At 43.9% G+C, this 21,222-nt stretch carries 6 protein-coding genes; 3 read left to right on the top strand and 3 right to left on the bottom strand.

The window, feature by feature from the left end; translation table 11 throughout:
- Positions 1 to 138: 138 nt before the first annotated feature.
- Genes AC2CZC_RS26495 through AC2CZC_RS26485 form a run of 3 tightly spaced genes read right to left on the bottom strand, consistent with a single transcriptional unit; the run spans position 139 to position 5,093 of the window.
- Complete coding sequence (locus tag AC2CZC_RS26495; protein ID WP_484585332.1) at positions 139 to 3,237, bottom strand: efflux RND transporter permease subunit; 3,099 nt, start codon at positions 3,235 to 3,237, stop codon at positions 139 to 141.
- Positions 3,237 to 4,349: an efflux RND transporter periplasmic adaptor subunit gene (locus AC2CZC_RS26490; RefSeq protein ID WP_484585331.1), complete on the bottom strand. Its 1,113-nt coding sequence runs from the start codon at positions 4,347 to 4,349 to the stop codon at positions 3,237 to 3,239. The genes AC2CZC_RS26495 and AC2CZC_RS26490 overlap by 1 nt, the downstream gene beginning before the upstream one ends.
- An 18-nt stretch (positions 4,350 to 4,367) precedes the next feature.
- Positions 4,368 to 5,093, bottom strand: coding sequence for a TetR/AcrR family transcriptional regulator (locus tag AC2CZC_RS26485; RefSeq protein WP_484585330.1), 726 nt, complete (start codon positions 5,091 to 5,093; stop codon positions 4,368 to 4,370).
- A 223-nt stretch (positions 5,094 to 5,316) separates the two neighbouring features.
- On the opposite strand from AC2CZC_RS26485, the gene AC2CZC_RS26480 reads away from it, so the two are divergent.
- From AC2CZC_RS26480 to AC2CZC_RS26470, 3 genes are all read left to right on the top strand, one after another.
- Complete coding sequence (locus tag AC2CZC_RS26480) at positions 5,317 to 5,460, top strand: hypothetical protein (RefSeq protein ID WP_484585329.1); 144 nt, start codon at positions 5,317 to 5,319, stop codon at positions 5,458 to 5,460.
- A gap of 273 nt (positions 5,461 to 5,733) precedes the next feature.
- The gene (locus AC2CZC_RS26475; protein WP_484585328.1) at positions 5,734 to 6,528 is read left to right on the top strand and encodes a siderophore-interacting protein; all 795 of its coding nucleotides are present in this window, start codon (positions 5,734 to 5,736) and stop codon (positions 6,526 to 6,528) included.
- A gap of 602 nt (positions 6,529 to 7,130) precedes the next feature.
- The gene (locus tag AC2CZC_RS26470; RefSeq protein WP_484585327.1) at positions 7,131 to 21,221 is read left to right on the top strand and encodes an Lcl domain-containing protein; all 14,091 of its coding nucleotides are present in this window, start codon (positions 7,131 to 7,133) and stop codon (positions 21,219 to 21,221) included.
- Position 21,222 lies beyond the last annotated feature (1 nt).

Raw genomic sequence — 21,222 nt, 5'->3', positions numbered from 1 at the left:
AATATCAATTTTACAGTATGAAGTATGGACTAAAATGGGTACGTTAATTGTTATTTATTGTTACCGAAGCTGTGAGGAAATAGTTAGGCTACACGGATAGGGTTAGGTGCTCAGTGATTAACTGAGCACCTGTTTATTTTAAATTTCAGTGGCAAACTGTGTTTTGCTCAGTGCTTTTTCAGACTCAATCTCTCCTCGATGGTCAGTAGCTAGCTTTTCATAAAGCAGCGGTAATACAATCAGCGTGAAGAACGTCCCGATCAGCATACCCGCAACCAGAATAATACCAATGCTGTTTCTTGCTTCTGCACCAGCACCTGTAACAAGGACTAGCGGGAAGTGACCCAGCACGGTTGCGCCCGTTGTCATCAAGATAGGACGAAGGCGGGTTGCCGCAGCGCCTTTGACAGCTTCAAATTTGTTTTTACCTTCAAGTTGTAAATGATTGGCAAACTCCACAATTAAAATCCCATTTTTAGCGATAAGACCAATTAAGGTAATCAGGCCGATTTGGCTGTAAATATTCACTGTGGTAAGCGATAAAAACGGCAACATCAGTGCGCCAGATAAGGCCAAAGGTGCACATCCGAGTAGCACCACAAGGGGATCTCTAAAGCTATTAAATTGAATCGCTAATAAGAAATACACCACAATCATGGCGACCAAGAGTACGCCAACCATGGTATTACCTTCTTTACGAAGCTGCCTTGATTCGCCCGCATAATCAATTGAGTAATGTGCAGGCAGGATTTCTTTGGCAATGTCTTCAATACTGCTTAGGCCTTGCTCCTTGGTGATGTGTGGCAGCACGCCCGCTAAGATCCTGAACGAGTCTTGTTGGTTAAATGAGCCCAAAACACGAGGGCTGGTGAAGGTGCGCAAAGTGGCAAACGCAGAGACTGGAATGAGCGTGCCTTGGTCATTTCTAACTTGCATATCGAGAATATTTTCAGGGTTGTAACGCTCATCATCACCCACAATTGGGATCACGCGGTAAGCTTTCCCATCTTTGTTGAAATAGTTCACAAAGTTGTTGGACATCAACACGCTCAGCTGGTTATTTACATCCGCGAGATCCAGACCCAGATCTGCGACCAGTAAGCGATCTATTTCTAGTTCCGCCTGTGGTAAGTCAATTTTAAGGTCGGTATTCACAAACATAAATTGGCCGCTGGCGTTGGCCTTTTCAATGATTTGGTCTGCGTATTGCTTCATCGTCTGCGCATCATCACTGGATCTCAGTACCACTTCGACATCAAACTGGCCTGCGGTCGGTAAAGAGGCCGGTAGGATAGGGAATAAGCTTAAACCTGTGACGCTACCAAGACGACCGTATAAATCAAACAATAAGTCATGCACTGAGTTTTCGCGCTCTTCATATGGGGCCAGCTCCACACCACCAAAACCCGCAGCTGCTGTGACAATTTGCCAAGTAAATTGACCGCCTTCGGTCGCGTTCATCACGCGTGCTGTTTCATTCATTTTCTCAGCGGTGTAGACCTGTGAAGACTCAGGCGGCGCTTCTATCACCACTTGCACACTGCTCTGATCTTCAATCGGCGCTAGCTCTTTTTGTGATAACAAGTAAAACGGCACAGACAGGAGTGAGAACACGATAGCGACAAAAAATATTTGTGTACGCCACTGGAACAAGGTGTCTAAGCTCTTGAAATAGAATGCTTGGAGTCTATCAAAGTAGCCATTCACTGCTTGAGTCAACTTACCTTCTTTGCCGCCTTCTGGGCTAACATAGGCACTCATGATGGGCGAAAGTGTTACGGCGACCAATCCTGAAATTAAAACTGCAATGGCCAAAGTAAAGGCAAATTCGCGGAATAAGAAGCCCGTTAAGCCCGTTAAAAAGCCAATCGGTGCATAAACGGCGGCAAGAGTTAAGGTCATCGCAATGACGGGCACAAGTAGCTGTCTTGAGCTGATCAGTGCCGCTTGCAATCTGGGCTTGCCTTCTCGCATATGGCGGGCGACATTTTCAACGACCACAATGGCGTCATCGACGACCAAACCAACCGAGAGCACGATGGCCAAAATGGTGAGTAAATTTAACGAGAATCCCATGACTGAGATCACGGCAACCGCACCTAAAATAGAGATTGGAATGGTGATAAGCGGCACCATGGCGGTTCTGAATGAGCCCATCATGGCAACGACAACGATACCGACTAGGAGTACAGTCTCAGCAAGGGTGGTAAAGATCTCCTTGATTGAATCACGCATGTAGAGCGTACCGTCGTAGCCAATCGAGATTTTCATGCCATCAGGTAAAATCTGATTGATTTCGGCCAGCTTTGCATAGAGCGCATCACCGATATTTATCTCATTGGCACCAGGTAGCGCCCAAACCGCTAAGAATACCGTATCGTGATAATCTAAACGGGCGGTCACCATACCGGGGGCTTCGCCAATTTCAATATCGGCAATATCGCCCAGCTTTAGCTGTGCAGTGTCTGTTTCTTTAACAACCAACTGCTCAAAGTCAGTAACGTTTTTTAGACTGGTGTTGGCCATCAAATCGATACGTTGACGATTATTTTCGGTGTAACCAATAGTCGCAATGGTATTGTTGGCTTGCAGTGCAGCAAACACATCGCTGGCGCTGAGGTTATAAATGGCCAGTTTATCTGTGTCTAACCAAACACGCATTGCTGGGTTTCTACCGCCCTCGAGGGTGACTTTTTGTACCCCTGGAATATCTGACATAGACGGCACGACATTTCTAACTAGATAATCACTGACTTCGTTTCTTGGTAAGCCTTGCGATTCAACGTCTAGATAAAATACCGCGTAGGGGCTATCCGCTCGTACGATTTGAATGGCTGGGTCTTCCGCGCCAGCCGGCAGCTCAAACTTGATTTGGTTAAGGCGTGTTGTTAGCTCTGCAAGGGCATCGGTTGTACTGTGATTCAAATCAAGCCAAGCGGTTACTTTGCTGAGCCCTGATGTGGTGACAGAGTCAACATAGTCGACGCCGGGCACAGTCGAAGCCACACGTTCTATGGGCTCTGTAACATAGCCTTTGACAACATCGGCTGCTGCACCTGTGTAAACGGTATTGATGACGAGCGAGGCACTTTCAATTTTTGGATACTGCTGAACGGAGATCTGCCGAGCGGCATTCACACCCGCTAAAATAATCAATAAGGATAATACAATTGCCAACACCGGACGGTTGACAAAAATATCCATTATTGACGGTTTGTTTTCGTGTAATGAGCTCATTACTGCACTCCGTTTTCACTTTGCGTTGACGCCGTTTGTTCAGTAAAAACCAATAAGTTTTCTCTGAGTTTAAATGCCCCTTCGCTGGCAATAAATTCACCGCCAGTGAGCCCTGACAATACAATTTGATTGTCTTGAACTTTGTCACCTAAGGTCACTTTAATGGGGGTTGCACGCCAGTTTTGCTCATCGTCTTTTTCTAACTTGTATACAAACTCACCAAAGTGGCTGCGTGTAATTGCGTTGGTGGGAACCATCACGGCGTTCACGGTTGTTGAAGGGATTGTCACCATGGCCATTTGGTTGTGATTAAATTGTTGGTCTGTATTAGATAACAAAGCACGATAGCTTTGCTGGCGTGAGTTTAAATCAATGCTCGGCTTCTTTGCGATGATCTGTGCTTGATAGTCGCTTTGAACATTTTGGTTGTTATTTGAAAATGAGATGCTGACTTCACTGCCAATGTTTGGCTGAGACAAGGTTTGTGGCACATGAAAATCGACCCAAATAGCGTCATCTTTGCCTACCATAGTGGTAATTTGACTATTTACGTCGAGAAACTGGCCTACTTGGTATTGATCAAACCCAGTGTGACCTGCAAAAGGTGCAGTGATGGTTTTTTTAGCGATTAAAGCTTTTAGGTTTTGTACTTCGGCTTCGCCAATGCTGACATTCGCTTCTGCTTGATCAACCTCATCAGGGCTAATTCGTTTTTGTTCAAGTAATTTGACCACACGAGCATAGGTCGATTTAGCCAGTTTAACGCGTGCTTTTGCCGCTTTTAGATTGGCTTCATCGATACTGGTATCAAGTTTAATTAATACATCTCCTGCATTAACAGTGTCCCCAGGGTTAAAGCCAACAAAGGTGATCTGCCCAGAGTACTCATTACTGATGGTCATATTTTGACGCGCTTGTAGTTGACCAACGACTTTTATATGAGTGGTGTGCTCAACCGCTTGCGCATAGGTGCTTTTTACAGAGGCTGATGGTTCTGGGAAGGATTCACCGAACGCAATCATCGCTTGTATTTGGCTAAATTTAATGAAGCCAAGACTGGCAATCACAACAAGGACAATAAAAATAGCGGTGAGCCAACGTTTAATGTTCATAATTACTCCTATTTGTGATTAACGCAGATTAAGCGCTATCAACTGTTGTTCAATGTGATTAAGCGAAGCGTCAGTAAGTGGCTGCTTCCAAGGGTAGCTATTAAGTAGACGCACAGAGCTTCTGATTATTGGATGATTAAGTGGTAATGAGGCCAGCAAAGAATCAGTTCCTTCTATAATTTGTTTTGTTTGTTGTACACGCTGTACTTGCTCGTAGCCGACGGTCAGCGCCCAGCCACTGATGATGATCTCTTCTATGACTTCAGACAAGTTTGGCACAGCTTCAAGCTCTCCTGCATTAATACCTTCGGCGAGTGCCACTTTAAAGGAAGATTCACAGCGAGACTGGGCTTCAATAATTTTACCGGTCCAGTAATTAGACCCTTTTTTGATGACAGCTTCATTGGTGGCGTACGTTTGAAGTGCGTAATCAAACTCGAATAACTGAAGCTTTTGAGGTGATATTAAGCTAATGGCGATGATTTTTTCTGGGGCAGTGAGTTCTAGAGCCAGTACTTGGTTAAATATATTTGAGAGGTGAATGAAAGACTCGTTGGCAAGGGCCAATACGATGTCTTCTTTACTTTGTACGAATTTATAGACAGATCCCATAGAAAGTCCGGCAATACGCGCAATTTTTGCCATGGTGAAGTCAGTAATTGATGATTCATTGATACATTGCTCGGCGGCGGACAAGATCATCTTTTGCTGAGTTTGTTGGTCATATTTTGGCGCAGGAGCCATACAAATACCTCTAAATTAGCAGTTTTGATTTTCATTCGAATGATATTCGAATGTGGTTATTCTATGCTTATAATCTTCTTTGTCAATCTAGGTTTTTATAAAGATTTTTATCTAACTGTTTTGCTGAGAATAAAAAATCATAATTTTAAGTTATGCACTTGATGATCTTTTCGAGAACGTTTAGTTTGAAAGTGGTTTTTATGAAAGAAAGGAGATATGCAAAATGAACTTGAAGAAAAAAAACCTCAAACAGTTAAGTGAAAAACAGTACTTAAATAAGCAGCAAGCCGGTGTGGTTGTTGGTGGAGTTAATCCGCCTGTGCAAGCTATGTGTACGACAACTTTAGATACCGAAATGAATCATTAATTAAAGATTTAAGTACTGTATCAGCTGGCCTTTATCGGGCGATTATTATATGGCCTAGTCAGATAAGGCTCTTCCAAAGCATACTGTTAAGCCAGTAACTTGGCTAAGTATGCTTTTTAGGCTTAACGGCTTTTTACAATCCTCTTTACCCAACAGCATAATTCATACGTGATTGCATACCATGCCTAGTGCTTTGAGTGACTTTATGCGTGCTTTGATTAAATATTTCAAACTGCCAATCGTATTAATAACAAAGAATAAAAGAGTTTAGCGATGGCTGTAGGTAATTATCGAAAAGCACAGGTATTAAAAAGCGAGTTTTTAACACCGAATATGAAACGTATTGTTTTAACTGGTACGGATTTAGCCAGTTTTCCAGAAGGGTTTGAAGCTGGATATGTAAAATTACTTTTTACTAAACAAGGCAGAGTATTACGCGAAGATGAAGCTTTCGCGCAGTTGGCAAACAATAATATTATGATGCGGACCTATACAGTGCGCGCATTTGATAAGCAGGCTCAGCAATTGACGATTGACTTTGCACTGCATGAAAAAGAAGGCGCAATAGCCCCCGCTTCTGACTGGGCTAAAACCGCTCAACTTGGTGATGAAATCATTGTTGGTGGGCCGGGTAAAACAATCGGGGTTGATCACAGTGCTGATTGGTTTTTATTAGTAGGAGATATGACTGCACTACCAGCCATCAGCTGCTATTTAGAAAGCTTGCCTGCGTGCGTTCATGGGCGTGTAGTAATTGAAGTGACCAGTCCAGAAGATATTCAAGATTTAAATAAGCCCAGTGGTATTGAGGTTATCTGGCGAGTGAATACCACACCGGGTAAAAATAGCCCTTTGCTCGACACTGTTAAAGACATTGACTGGCAGCAAGGTGATGTATTTGTATGGTGTGCATGTGAGTTTGACACCATGAAGGCGCTTCGCCGTTGGTTTAAAAAGGAAAAAGGGCTCGAAAAGGAGCAGATGTATGTCAGTAGCTACTGGAAATTAGATTGTACTGAAGAAGAACATAAAGCGGAAAAGCTCGCTGATTCAAACCTACCAAATTGATCTCAATACGCTTTATTTTTGCGGGTCCATCTTTGCCATTACCGATTTTGTTAAAAGTAATGTTGTTATGGGCCCAGCAATCGCTATGTAACTAGCTCTAAAAGTATTTTAGATAAATAAAGACTTACCTGAATATTTAAATTTACAACAACTTGTCATGACGACAATGCCTTATATTACCAAAATTGTGTTGGGGAATAGCGCCTATTCGCTATTTATAAACGAAACACTTAGTTTATTACCGATATGCTCATCTTGATCTATATGCCTCAGTTCGACATCGTGGGGGTAATATAAATTTTTTCATATATTCAGATTTATAAACTTTCTACCTTAAAAAAATTTAATACTTCAAATGTGTAAAATGATTGTAATTTGATCGGTATAAAGTTTTTTACTGATAAATTTTTGTTTTTTATTTGTTGCTTATTTTCTGTGTTTGTTTGGTTTTTGGGTTTTGTTTTTTATTTTTCCAGTGTTTTGGTATGTGTTTGTATTAATTATTTGTTTTGTTATGTGATTTTTAGGTTGATATGATTTGGGTTGAAATATATTATCCTCCTCCGAATTTTGGTATAAATTATTCTTGTAAGGGACCTTTCATGGTAATGCTTCGCTTATTTTTAATGCTCACAATTTTATTGCCTGAGCTGGTGTTAGCTAATTGTCAGATTATTGAAAGTATAAAAGGAGTTAATATTCGTTCACAGGCCAATTCGAGTGCGAGCAAAATTGGTTATATGAATGTTGGAGAGCAATATGCGTTAGTTACCAAAGAAGGGAACTGGGCGAGCTTTTGGTACGATGGAGAAATACGCTGGTCATATGCAAACGGATATCTGTCAGAGTCTACTGGCCAATGCGTGTCACCTGTTGAAGAAAGTATTGTAAGAGCGAGTGCCAATGAGCAGTCTACAGCCAGTGGTACGGTCTCTGCTGGATCTCAATGGGTAGTCACGTCAGATACTCTATCGGGCTGGAAGCAAGTTTGGCATCAAGGCAAGTTGGCTTTTCTATCAACTCAAACTTTGCACAGTGCGCAAACACAGATCATCTCCAAACCTAACCTTACTGCATTTACAGGCTCAAGTTATCGTTACAGTCCGCGTTTAAACTCAAGCGGGCAAGCCCAAGTTTCGCTTGTCGAAGCGCCCCAAAACATGACAATCAATTCAGGAGAGTTAGTTTGGTTGCCTGACATTACTGATGTTGGGCAGCATCAAATTAGTCTATCAGCCCAGCTAGAAACTGGGGAGGTGTTAACGCAAACTTACATGCTAGATGTTCACTCCTCAGACGTTGCTAGCTGTGTTATTTCTGAAGCGGTAAAGGGGGTGAATGTCCGTGAGAGCAACAGCAGCAGTAGTGCCAAAGTCGGATATATAAATAAAGGCGAACAATATCCAAGGGCTCGAACTGAGGGTAATTGGCATCATGTGTGGTTTGAAGGTCAAGCACACTGGGCGTATGCAAAAGGGTATTTAACAACAGCGGGTGGGCGCTGTTTGAGTATAAATAATACCACCAATTTATATGCACAACCTGATACATCAAGTGAACAACTTAAACAAGCAAACCTTGATTCTGTCTGGGTGGTCTTACAGGAACAACCTGACTGGTATGAAGTGCAATTTAAAGGCGCAAGTGCTTATCTACTCAAAGCCGATTCGAGATTAATCCCCCGATTTAATGATTGGCAATATATTAGTATCGCGAATAACAAAACTTATCCAAATAGCACGTTTAATTATCAGCCAATGATAGCGCCTCAAAACCCAGTTAACTTTACACTGACTTCTGGGCCTGAAGGCATGGAGTTAATCGATGGTCAATTAAAGTGGCGTAGCCAAGCTCAGGACCTAGGTGTTCATAACGTTACCATAACAGCTTCTGATATTGGAGGCAGTGAACTTACTCAACAGTTTACTGTGACGGTTGAAGAGGCAACTTCGGCACAGTGTCAAATTGTGGAAGTAACCAAAGGTGTTAATGTCAGAGCGGATAAATCTAGCTCAAGTGAAAAAGTAGGGTATTTGCATCTCGGTGAGCAATATGCGTTGATCGCTCGAGATGGTAATTGGGCAAATATCTGGTTTGATGGCCAAGCTCGCTGGGCTTATGCAAGTGGTTACTTGCAAAAAAGCGCTGGCACTTGCGTAACAACACAGGCACTTGCTGATATCAAATCTATCGGCAGTGATGAGTTTATGGGTATTGCTGCGCTCGGTTCTCAGTGGGTAATACAGCAGCAAAGTGCTGATCAGTTCACCATATTTTTTGCTGGTGAATTGGCCCGTTTAAACAAAGTTGATACAGAGGCAAGTCAAACATCGCTGGCCTTTGTTACTGAGCCTATTACACAAGCTACAGCTGGCCAACTTTATCAGTATCCCCTGAGAGTCAATACAGATGCAGAAACAACATATCAATTAACCTCTGCACCTACAGGCATGGTCATTGAAAATAACACCATAGAATGGGCGCTTTCACCTGAATCGATTGGGACACATTTGATTACTGTGACTGCAACCACACAACAGCAGCAGACCACGCAATCATTTTCATTGAATGTTGAACCGGACGCGAGTGCATGTCAGTTTGTCGAAAGTATCAAAGGCGTTAATGTTCGTGCTGAGAATAGTAGTAGCTCGCAAAAAGTTGGCTATATAAATCAGGGGCAGCGCTACAGGACACAACAGAAAGTAGGTAACTGGTACCAAATTTGGTTTGATGGTCAGCTGCGTTGGTCCTATGGGAATGGCTACCTTATCCCGGTTACAGAGGCATGTAATACAATATCTTTGTCAGCTCAAACGCAAGTATATGGTTTTGCTAATGAGCAAGCGCCAATCATTGGGGCTGTCAACTCTGATTCGCAGTGGTCTATTATTTCTGAAAATGAGTTTTGGGCTAATATCTGGTTTGCTGGTCAGTCTAGCTATGTAAAGAAGCACACCTCACCGCTCAACAGTTTTGCGCCTGAAATTATCAGCAATCCTGTTTTAAGTATTCAAGCAAAGCAAGTCTACTCATATCAAATAGAACTTAAAAGAGCGGCTTCAGCTACGAGTTATCAATTAACAGCTGCGCCACAAGGTATGTCAGTTAATCGTGACGGACTCATTCAGTGGTATCCAGCAGTGCCGTTATCATCTCCTGTCAGTGTGACTGTCGAAGTCGAGCAAAATGGCAATACGGTTGAGCAGTCGTTTGAGCTGTCAGTAACTGCGGCACCTGCCGTTGAAGGATGCCCAATGGCTGAGACTGCACGCAGTGTTTATGTGCGTTCTTCGCCGAGTCGTTGGGGTCGAGTGGTTGGTACGTTAGGCTCAGCAGAGCAAGTTTTATTAGGTGATGAACAAAGTGGATATATTGATATTGCCCACCCGACAATTTACGGGTGGGTAGCAAGCCGAGATCTAACCAAGTATGGACAAGCAGCTTGTTTGACTGTGATAAAGTCGGGTGGCAGAGGGTATCCGTCACCGGATAGCACAGATCCCAATTTATGGTCTTTGTATACAGAGTCCCGCTATTTTATTCATGGTCAAACCGATGGTTGGTATAAAGTTTACTATGTTGACGAGTGGGGTAATGGGTTCTATACGTGGATCGAAGAGGAGTATGTAGAAGCACAAGGCACGCAATTGCCGATGCAGTTTTCAGGTACCTCCGATACTTATAATGCATATGTCAACGAGCTATTTTACCTACCTTTAGAGGTCAAAAATCAGAGTCTAGAAGCTAAGTTTACATTAGTAAATGCACCACAGGGGATGACGATTGACGCTGTAACCGGACTTGTGAGTTGGTTACCTACTGATAGCGACAACCATCTGCACCAAGTGGATGTGAGGGTGTCTGACGGCGTTCATTTTGATGAAGTTTCTTTCTCTGTTAATTTAAGCGATGCGGCAGCACGCTGTGAAATCATTTTGACCTCTCCCGACACGGCTGTTTACGCGTCAAGTACATCAATGTCTGCGATGCAGCGTATTGCAGGCAACCAGTCTTATGCAGTGAAATCCATTTCTCAAGCGCGTTTTGAGATTTATTTTGATGAACAGTCTAGATGGGTAGAAAAATCAGATGTTCATCTTTCAACTTCTGCACATTGCAGCGAAATATCCAATAGTGAGGCTGAAGTTAGAGAGTTTAATGGCACATTTGCTGTTGATCGCCTTGGCTTTGCTGGTAGAGGAACACGTTGGCCGATCGTCGACCTTTATGATGATAGCCATTATATATTCTGGTTTGATGGCAAGCTTGGGCGAATGGAAAAGTCTTATGGCTCTACTATTCCACCAAAAGCCATTATTACTACGTTACCAAGCATAGTTGCGGGCCAGCCATTCAATCTAACAGGTTTTGATAGTTTAAATCCTGGCTCATACCAGCCGCTTCAATACATGTGGCGTATCAACGGAGAAGTTGTTTCTTCGCAGGCTCAAGTTGGTATTTCCGGATTGTCAGCAGGCGACTATCACATTGCGTTATCGGTTATAGATTCACATGGGCAAACACATACTGCATTTACTCAATTAAAAGTATTCCCTGCCGGAACCACATTGACTGAGTTTACCAGCATTCCAAAAGTGGCAGTGCTGAGAGGGCAAAGTTATTCATATGAACTGACTACAAATACTGCCGAGCCACTCAGCTACGCATTGTTACAAGCGCCTCCTGGTATGACGATTACGGACGCTGGCGTCTTGCAATGGGAAGCAGTGACCACGGGCTTCAATCATGTGGTTGAAGTGGTGGCGACGACACGCAGCGGGGAAGTGCTGGTACAAAAGTACTTATTGTCTGTACAAGACACCAATATTGCGCCTGAGTTTACAAGCACTGCGCCAGTAAAAGCGGTTGTTGGCTATGAATACCAATACCATGTCAAAGCTTTTGACAAAGATGGCGCGTTTAGAGTTGGCATGTCAGACGCTCCTGATGGCATGACTTTAGATCACTTTAAGGTGATTAGATGGACGCCCACCTCTGCTCAATTGGGTGAACATCACGTAGAGCTGACCGCTTTTGATGGCATAGTGTCAACTGAACAGGTCTTTACGATTCGCGTCGAGCAAGGTGCCGATCAGGACTTAGATGGCGTTCCAGACATTATAGATCTGTGCAGCAATACCATTGAAAATGCGCAGGTTGATACCTACGGTTGTACAGCCGATGATAAAGATCGCCATGATATCTATTCTGAGTCACGGATCCCTAAGACAGGCCAAAAAAATAGTTTAATGCCATTTGATGATGGATTTTATCAACATGGTAAATCTGCACAATTCAATGTGCTCAATGATGGTTTAGTCGAAAATCAACATACTTTACAGGTATGGGCAGATCTCCCTGACTCTTCGGCTCAAGCATTGACGTGGCAACAGGCGTTTGATTACTGTGATAATTTGTCACATGGTGGTATTAGTAACTGGCGTTTACCTAATGCTGAAGAACTTTTCTTCTTGGTTCAAAAAGGTGCTCAGCAGGATAGTTTATTGCCAGCAGAGTTTACAGTAAGAAGAACAGGTAAAATGTGGACTCGGGAAAAGTTTTTCCTGACGACCACCAGCGGTGTTGACTTGACCTCTGCGACACAAATTGATGTATCTACAGGACACTCTTATGGCAGAAATAGCTTAGAGTATGATGAAGCGGGTGCAATGTGTGTGTCAGGAGAGGTTGCTTACAAAGCAAACCTTAATTCATATACTTATGGTGTATATGATGTTCAGAACCAATTAGTTTGGCAGCCTCATGATATGGCCCATGAGGACATAATTGGCCGTGCATTTGGCTTCCATGAAGCCGTGCAGTATTGCGAAGCACTAGAGCATGCAGGGTTCAGCGATTGGCGTTTACCAAATATCAATGAGCTGTATAGTCTCGGTATTGATGAACAAGCTTATCAGAATTATTTTCGCCGTGAACGTTATGGGCAATGGCGTTATTACTCTTTTTGGAGCGCGACAAAAGGACAAGGTGATGACCAAGTTCTCATGCTCAGAAAAGATGGTCATGAAGCGATACATACATCAAGCCTATCTGCACATACCCGTAAAGAACAAGTCTTTGAACAGCACGGTCTCGTTAGGTGTGTTCGTGATTGGGCGCCGCCACAGATCCACTATGATTACCAGTCGACAATTCAGTTTGGTGAGCTGATAGAAATAGACTTCAGTGGTACTTCTTTCTTTGGTGAAACACCAGATATTAGTTGGCAACTGGCCTGTAAAGGCGATTCACAGCAATGTCAGGTGGCCAATACACATAATGACCAGATCCCTGATGTCGGCGAATGGGAAATTAATGTTCAATTACGCAAGTTTGGTTTTGAACATTCAGCTCGTTTGCCGTTAACAGTATTACGCAGTTCTGACAATAACATTCCAACTGTTCAAGATTTAGAAATTGTGAGGCGTCTTGATGCATATACCGGCACCTCTGGTAGTGGCTATCCGGTGCATTTGGAGATCTTTGACGCGGACGTATCAGGTGATGGCTGCGACCTTCTGAGTACGCATTGTGGTTTGCAGCAACGATTAAGAATAGAAGTGGTAGAAATGCCCCAAATTGTTCGGCTTGGAGAATGGCTAGAACAAGATAACGTGTTTATACCTTATCAAGCGGGTGACTTTTTGCCTCAGGCGTTTAATTTTAAAGTGACGCCAACAAGCGATGAAGTTATCGATCAGATGAAAATTCGCGTTTTTGATGGTCAAGATTATTCAAGAGTCGCCACTATTAAGTTTAAGCTAAGTCGCTATTCGTTGAACCAATTGGCAAATTTAGGTGCTGATATTGGTTTGTTGCCTGGTAGTGATTACATTTTGGAACCCAAATTGGCGGCTCAAGGCGTTGAGTACGAGCGTGATTTATCTTATCTGTGGGAATTAGAAAATTCCAATGTGTCTTTTACATCACCTAGCATAGAGATTAAGAACGCTCAAAATGATGCGGTTTGGAAACTCACAATCACAGATCCAGAAGGTCAGTCTGCTTCAAACTCTGTTCACTTAGTGGTCGCTAAACCTTTGCCTGAGCAGATACTTCTCAAGCCAGGAGAGTCCGGAGTTGTGCGCGTGCATACAGCGCTAAGTGGCTTTGAAGAGCCGCTCTTTACGCAATTGACATGGCATTTGAATGGGGAACCGTGGGGTGATCAAGATAGGTATACATCATGGAAACGAATTAATTTTAATCCTGGTGAATACCAAATTACAGCCAAATTAGAAGATGTACTAGGTCAAACGGCTGAGTATACATCAGCGGTGAAAGTCGCAGATTGGCCAGCAGATTTTGTATTGGAAAACATTATCTTTGTGGCTGGTCAAAATAATGTGATGCCACATTTTGAAGAGTTTGAACATCTTGGGCAATTATGGGTGATAGATGGCAGGTACCTATCGATTGAAGATGGGAGAACACCATTTAGGTATCCTGAAGGGCAGTACGAGGCAACCTTGTCAATGCGGTTGTTTGGCAACTCAGAATATAAGACCTATACGACCCAAGTTACTGTACTTCCAAGCGAAATGGATTTACCTCAACCGGAGAAAATCGCGCTTATTGCTGGTAGCGACCATACCTTACAACTGTCTGGACAGGCGCTGAGTACTGATCACTATAGCTATTCTGTGCGCCGTGAAAGCGATGGGGAGTTATGGCTTTCACCGACTGTGGCATTGAATAATGTCACGACTTTGGAAACCTACCATTTCACCGTACGTCGATTTGATGGAGTAGAAGCAACAACTAGCATTACTGTAATACCCTCTAAGCCGTTACCTGCACACATTTATTTGCATGAAAATGAGCGTTTGCAATTGTTGGCACACGACCTTGCTGATAATGCCGTTTTCAAAGACTATCAGTGGCATATTGATGGTGAGCTAGTAAGTAATAATGCCCAGCTTGACACCGTTTTAGGTTATGGCACGTATGCGTTGTCATTATCACTCACTGATAGCTTTAATAGAGTTCAAGTCTATCGCAGCCAAATCAGTGTAAAAGGTAAGCTTGCAGTGTGCAGACCTGCTCAGGAGTTTACAGAGGAGCAACTGAATGCACTTAATCCAGATGAGAATATCCCGTGGACTGGGGCTGATTATGTCTCGGTAGAGGAGATAGCCAAAGGGTTTAATCACGCGAGAAGTATAGATCAAACTACGGACGCGAAATTGGCTATGCCTAGCCAAGCAAATTGGGATGCGATGTCAGTTGCGCAGCAGGCGTTATATTTAATTAATGCTGAGCGCATCGCTCGAGGCTTAGTGCCTTACAGCGGTGTTTCTAAGTTGGCCAGCGAAGTTGCAGATAACTTTGCGCAGCATTTGATCCATTACAATGCATTTAGTCATTTCCGTGTGACTGATGGTGCTGATCCGACGGCACGTTTGACTGAGCATTTGCCTGATTTAGCTCAAGCATCGTCTTATTACGGCGCAGCAGAAGTGTTGATGGCCAGTGATACCGAGCAGCATGAGAGTAGCAAGTCATCTGCTATGGTACATGCAATCTATGTATGGTTCTATTTCGACAAAGTGACGTACTCTGGAGTTCCGTGGGGGCATCGTCATGGTTTGTTTGCTTCAAGTCCTTTAGATGCACAATCTAACAGTACAAGCGCAGGTCTTTTGGGGGTTGGCAGTGCACAAGGTATGCATCAACTTGATGACAATCCAGAGCGCGATACCATCATGTCGTTGGTTAACCCTATTCACTTTGATGGTGACTGGCCGCAGCGTGATACATTGAGCTATGTTGATCACAGTCGAGCAACCTTGTGTAGCAATCCACAGCTACAATTGCCCGCAGATGACGATATGGTTGCAATTAATCTCTATCCAGAAATTTTGCACTTAACACCGGGGAGCAGTGAAGAAATTACTGTACAGGCCCTTTACAGTGATGGTTCAAGTCAGAATTTATCCACTCAGGTACAGCTGCAAAATACGTCACAAAATGTGTTTAGTTTCTCTGGCACAACGGTAACAGGCGGACAACCGGGAGAAGCAAACTTAGTCGTTCACGCAGGCGGCATTGTCTCAAATACTGTGAAAGTTTCGGTTGCAGATAGAGTTATTCTTAATGATGCAGAGCTTGACGAATTTGTTAAAAAACACAGTCAATATATTGCGGATAATGCCACAGTTACTCAGTTCCCAACCTCGATGTTTGCTTTGTACACAGGCAGGGTGTTGGATCAACATGGTGGACCTTTAGTTGATGCAAAGGTGTCATTTAATGGCAAACCTGAATTGGGTAATATAAAAACAGATCAAAACGGTGCTTACACCATTGCCGGTTGGGCAGGCAGCGTCACCATTGATATTGCAAAACCAGGTTATTTGCGCGTCCAGCGTAGTTTGGTTGGCGATAACCAAGCATGGAATTCAGTTGAACAGGTCAAGCTGCAAAAGCTAGATAGTAAAGTGAGTACAATTTCTCTGTTAGGCAGCGGCAATAAAACGCACCGCTCTGCGCTGATAAGCGATGCGTCTGGAGAACGCAGTACCACCTTGGTATTTGATCAAGTAACCAAAGCAATCGTGACAAGTCGTAACGGTGAAGTACGAGAGTTGGATACGCTGTCGGTTCGTGCAACAGAATTTGAAACACCTCAATCAATGCCAGGTATTTTACCCGCAGAAACGGCATTTACTTACTGTTCAGAGTTAGACATTGGTGGTGTGGCTGATCACGAGACCGTTGAATTTGATCAACCTGTGACTATGTATGTCGATAACTTCCTTGATTTTGCTGTGGGTGAATTGGTACCGATTGGGTACTACGACCGACATGATGCGAAGTGGAAGGCCTCTGAAAATGGCGTTGTTGTTAAACTGTTAGATGCGAACAATGATGGCCGTGTAGATGGTGCTGATTACACTGGGGACGATATTGCCGACGACATTGACGGCGATGGTGCGACAGAAGACGAAGTAACTGGAATTGAGCACTACCAAGCTGGCAAAACCTATTGGCGTGGTGAGATGCGTCACTTCACACCTTACGACTTCAATTGGTCTGCAAATGCCGATGGACAGCCTCCAGCTGATGTTGAAGTGGTATCGGGTGATTCGTTAGTTGTTGATGAAAATAACGATGAGTGTGCGGCGGTCAGCTCCTATATCAAGCCTAAAACTCAAGAGCTGCATGAAGATATCAGCATTGTGGGGTCAGGTATTACGCTTCACTATAACAGTGCCCGTACTGCTGATTACCACCACGTAGTCAGAGCAAATATCAGTGAAGAGACGGTGCCTGCAAATGCCACTGTTATGCATGCTGTATTTGAAGTGGCTGGACATCGTTTCGAGCAACAACTTACTCCGTTAGATTGGCAAAATGTTGAGTTTGTTTGGGATGGTAAAGATGTTAATGGTCAATCGGTTGAAGGCGAAATACGCGGCACACTGAGCATTGGGTATGAATTTCAAACACAGTACCTGAGTGCAGGTAATATCGCGGAGTCGGGTTTGCGTCCTGCACAGACGTCACCAACTTGGGCGGTGTGGGGAACTGATCCTCTGGGCGTCGAAGGCCGCCAAACAGAGATCCGCTGGTCGAATTCTACAGTGACCTTGTATAGCGCACCTAAATCTCACATCGCCAACGGCTGGAGCTTGTCGAATCATCACACCAGTGATCGTGCTGGCAATATTTACAAAGGTGATGGTGAGGTTGAAACTTCCAAAACAAAGACCAATGTAGTTAGCACTGGTATTCAATTTAGTGTGGTTGACGGTGATGATGGCTATTACCGAGCGCGTGGTAAAAAGCTTAATTATCGAGTATCTAACTACGACTACATTATTGATTTACAGACCAAGCTAGATTGGCAGCGAACGCCAACAGAGACTTTGATGTCAAAGTCTGAAGCTCAGGCTTATTGTGCGGCGTTAGATTATGGTGATGGTGAGCGAATTCGTTGGCGTTTACCCTCCATTAGAGAGATTTTATACACCATAGATAAAAGTGGTAAAGAGCGTGATACCTATATTTATACCATCAATGCCTCGACAGGTATTTGGAGTGAAAGCTATGAGGATTTAGGCCAGAAGAAGCCAGCACTTTGTGTTCGTGGTTGGGCGGTGAAGTACGCCACTGCAAACTTCCCTCTTGTCAGAGACGACAATCGACGCGTGCTCAAAGAGCATTATTCCGGTAATCAGCTGATGTGGCAGGACACCACAGACAATGTGTCTTTGTTATTCAACTGGAAAGATGCAATCAATTACTGCGAAAACTTAGATCATGCCGGTTATACCGACTGGCGTATGCCTAATGTGAATGAATACCTCTATGTCGTTCGCAGCCCAGCCTTTGAGCATCGAACATTGGCACAGGCGCCAGATGGTGCCAGCGACAGTGAAAAACTTTGGACCCCCTATGTTGAATGGCGACAACCTTATTGGACAGCAACGCCAAACGTTGGCGCGCCTCAGCAAGAAGCGTGGGCAATCGACTTAGCTGGCACTGGCTATCATGCTTATTCTCAAGAGCAAGAGCAGTACAATGTACGCTGTGTGCGTGATGATATTGACCATAATGCCAATCCATACGGGTTTGGCAGGCAGGGCCAACACGTTCAAACCATAGACCCTGCGACAGGTGTCAAGTTAGTCAAGTTTGATTATGACGAGTCATCCGGCCTGCTTACAAGCGTGACAGATCGATTTGGCAACCGACTAGAGTTACATCGTGACGAGCAAGACAAATTAACGCGTATTGTTTCGCCATCTGGTTTGGAAACTTATTTACAGATTGATGATGACAACAACCTAAGGTCGGTGAGTTATGCAGATAATACGGGACATAAGTTCAATTACTTAGGCCAGTTACTACACCATCAAACCGATCCGAATGGCAATGTATTTGAACGTTTCTTTGATGCTCGAGGTCGCATTGAACGTAGCGTTGACCCGGAAGGAGGGCAGTGGCAATTCTATAGCCAATTTGATCCACAGAGTAACTCCACAGTATATGGTTATACCACGGCGCAAAATAACCGTTTTGAAGTAGAAGAAAGTTTTGTCTCTGGCTATCGTCAGGCCAAAACGACCTACCTTGATGGCAGTGTAGAGTGGTCAAAGCAAACTTCAAGCAATGTGTATGAGCAGCAAATTGGGGATATGCTATATCGAGTGCAGACAGAGCCGCTGCTTAACCAGCTAGGTGCCGCACCTAATTTGGTGGTTACCAAAACGCCTAGTGGCATTGAGTCAAAAACCCAATTCCGCAAATCTAAGGTAGATGACAACACAATCCTGACGGTCACTCAAAATGGAGTGCAAAAAACCGACACTATCTACAATAGTTATCACAATACGGTAACAACACGCTCTGGCATGGGACGTGAATCGACATTAGTTTTCAACCCCAGAAAATTGCTGACAGAACGCTCAGAAGTGGAGGGTTTTGCACCAGTTCATTACGCTTATGACAGCCATGGAAGAGTCACTCGAGTGTCGCAAGGCACAAGAAATACTATGTATTACTATGATGATAGCTATGGCTTACGCCCGGGCCTGCTAGAGAAAGTCGTAACCAATGGCACTCACCAAGTCAGTTATCAGTATGACGAAGTGGGTCAGGTACTCAGTAGTGTTATTTCATCTGGTGGAGTGCAAACACAAGCGACTGAGTTTGAATACGATAACAATGGTAATGTCATTGCGTTAACCCCTGATGGTCGAACTAAGCACCACTTTAGCTACGATGCGAATAATTATCCGACGTCGTACCAAGCGCCTGATACCGCACAGTTAGTAGACACGACAACCAGCTATGTGTATGACACGGACAGACGTATAAAATCGGTCACACTACCCTCTGGTGACCAGATAAAAGCCATTTATGCTAATGGGTTAGATCGAATTGATGCGGTTGAAACACCTTATGGTCGCTATGCTATCGACTATAACGAGGTGGGTAATGTGACACAATATACGGCGCCAAATGGAGATAGTTTGTCCTATCATTTTGATGGCTTACTGTTTATGGGGGTTAATTGGCGTGGCGAAGTCGTTGGAGACTACCGTCTGCATTACACACAAAAAGGTGAGTTAGAGCAGTTTTGTGTCAATCAAAGTCACTGTGCTGATTATGACTATGATCTGGATGGTTTAGTTACTCGGATTGGAAACCTGTCATTGGTGCGTGCGGCTGATCGTATGGGGATCATCACAGGTACCTCTATTGAGAATATCACTCATGAAATTAGCTATAACCAATATGGTGAGTTAACAGGAGATGATTTTGAGTTCAATCAACAGGCTCTCTATCGCTCTGAGTACGCCCATGATGACAATGGTCGTATCGTTAGAAAAACGGAATACCTGACTGGTAACACCGAGTTGCAAGACTATGTGTACGACGATCTTGGTCGCTTGTCAGAGGTAGATGATGGTGAAAAGGTTGCGAAGTATCAGTATGACAGTAATGGCAATCGCCTTGTTGAAGAAATTACACAAGGTACATCAACGGTGCGAGTCGCTGCGACCTATGACGAGCAAGATCGTTTACTGACATACGGCAATTGTACGTTTAGCTATACCACAAATGGGCACTTAGCGAGCAAAGTGTGCGCGCAGCAAGAGCAGCGTTTTAGCTATGATATTTTTGGCAACCTGCTTGGTGTTGAGATATACAATGACGGCGCGATCAGTAAACAGATTGCGTACCATGTTGATCCACAAAATCGCCGAGTTGCAAAGTGGGTTGATGGGCAGAAAACCGTCAGTTATTTGTACGCTGGCCAACTCAATCCCGTTGCCGAGTTAGACAGTGATGGTAAGTTAAGTGCTCTCTTTATTTATGGTTCTAAAGGTCATGTGCCAGATTACATGGTCAAAGGAGGCCGTCAGTACCGTTTCATAACCGATCAACTTGGCTCTCCAAGACTCATTGTTGATGCCGCCAGCGGCGAAATCGCACAGCAACTTAGTTACGACACCTTTGGCCAAGTCACTCAAGATACAAATCCAGGGTTCCAGCCATTTGGCTTTGCAGGCGGCCTTTACGATGCGGACACACAGCTTGTGCGTTTTGGCGCAAGAGACTACGACGCCCATACCGCGCGATGGACTGCTAAAGATCCAATCGGGTTTGGTGGTGGCGATACCAACTTATATGCCTATGTATCGAGCGATCCGGTCAACTTTATTGACCCAACAGGGCACTTCTTGGCAAACTTAATCAGCGGGTTTAGAGCCGCCGGCAAAGAAATGCTGTGGCAGTTGGTCATAGAAGGCAAATCGTTTGAGTGTATTGATTACAAAGCGGTAGCCATCGCCGGCGTAGGTGGCCTAGTATTTAGCGGCTCTGCTACGGCTTCTGCATATAAGATGTGGAAGAAGAGTAAGGGGGCAAACAGAGTAAAGCCTGAGGGACTGGTACAAAATAGAAATTTAAAAGATTTAACCCATAAAGATCTTGTTAAAACTTTTGAGAGTACTGGCTATGAATTGTCTAATCACGCAATCAAAAGGCTTAAAGATCCTAGAACGCAAAAACTGGGCTTTGAGACTCCTAATGATATAGCCAAAGTATTTAATAAGGGGAGTAAGTTTGATGCTGGTCGGGGTGATATCGGTTATAGTTTCAACGGACTAGAAGCTATCGTAGATCCAAAAACTCAACGTATTGTAACCTTTAGACCAGCAAAGAATCGAGGAAAGTAAA

This window comes from Pseudoalteromonas sp. MMG033 (assembly GCF_057197785.1).
Note: the sequence above shows the minus strand (reverse complement) of the source record. Positions and strands in the feature narration are given on the sequence as shown.

Bases quoted from the DNA above. Each gene is read 5' to 3' on its own strand.
- AC2CZC_RS26495 (WP_484585332.1), bottom strand. From the start codon at position 3,237: ATGAGCTCATTACACGAAAACAAACCGTCAATAATGGATATTTTTGTC.
- AC2CZC_RS26490 (WP_484585331.1), bottom strand. From the start codon at position 4,349: ATGAACATTAAACGTTGGCTCACCGCTATTTTTATTGTCCTTGTTGTG.
- AC2CZC_RS26485 (WP_484585330.1), bottom strand. From the start codon at position 5,093: ATGGCTCCTGCGCCAAAATATGACCAACAAACTCAGCAAAAGATGATC.
- AC2CZC_RS26480 (WP_484585329.1), top strand. From the start codon at position 5,317: ATGAACTTGAAGAAAAAAAACCTCAAACAGTTAAGTGAAAAACAGTAC.
- AC2CZC_RS26475 (WP_484585328.1), top strand. From the start codon at position 5,734: ATGGCTGTAGGTAATTATCGAAAAGCACAGGTATTAAAAAGCGAGTTT.
- AC2CZC_RS26470 (WP_484585327.1), top strand. From the start codon at position 7,131: ATGGTAATGCTTCGCTTATTTTTAATGCTCACAATTTTATTGCCTGAG.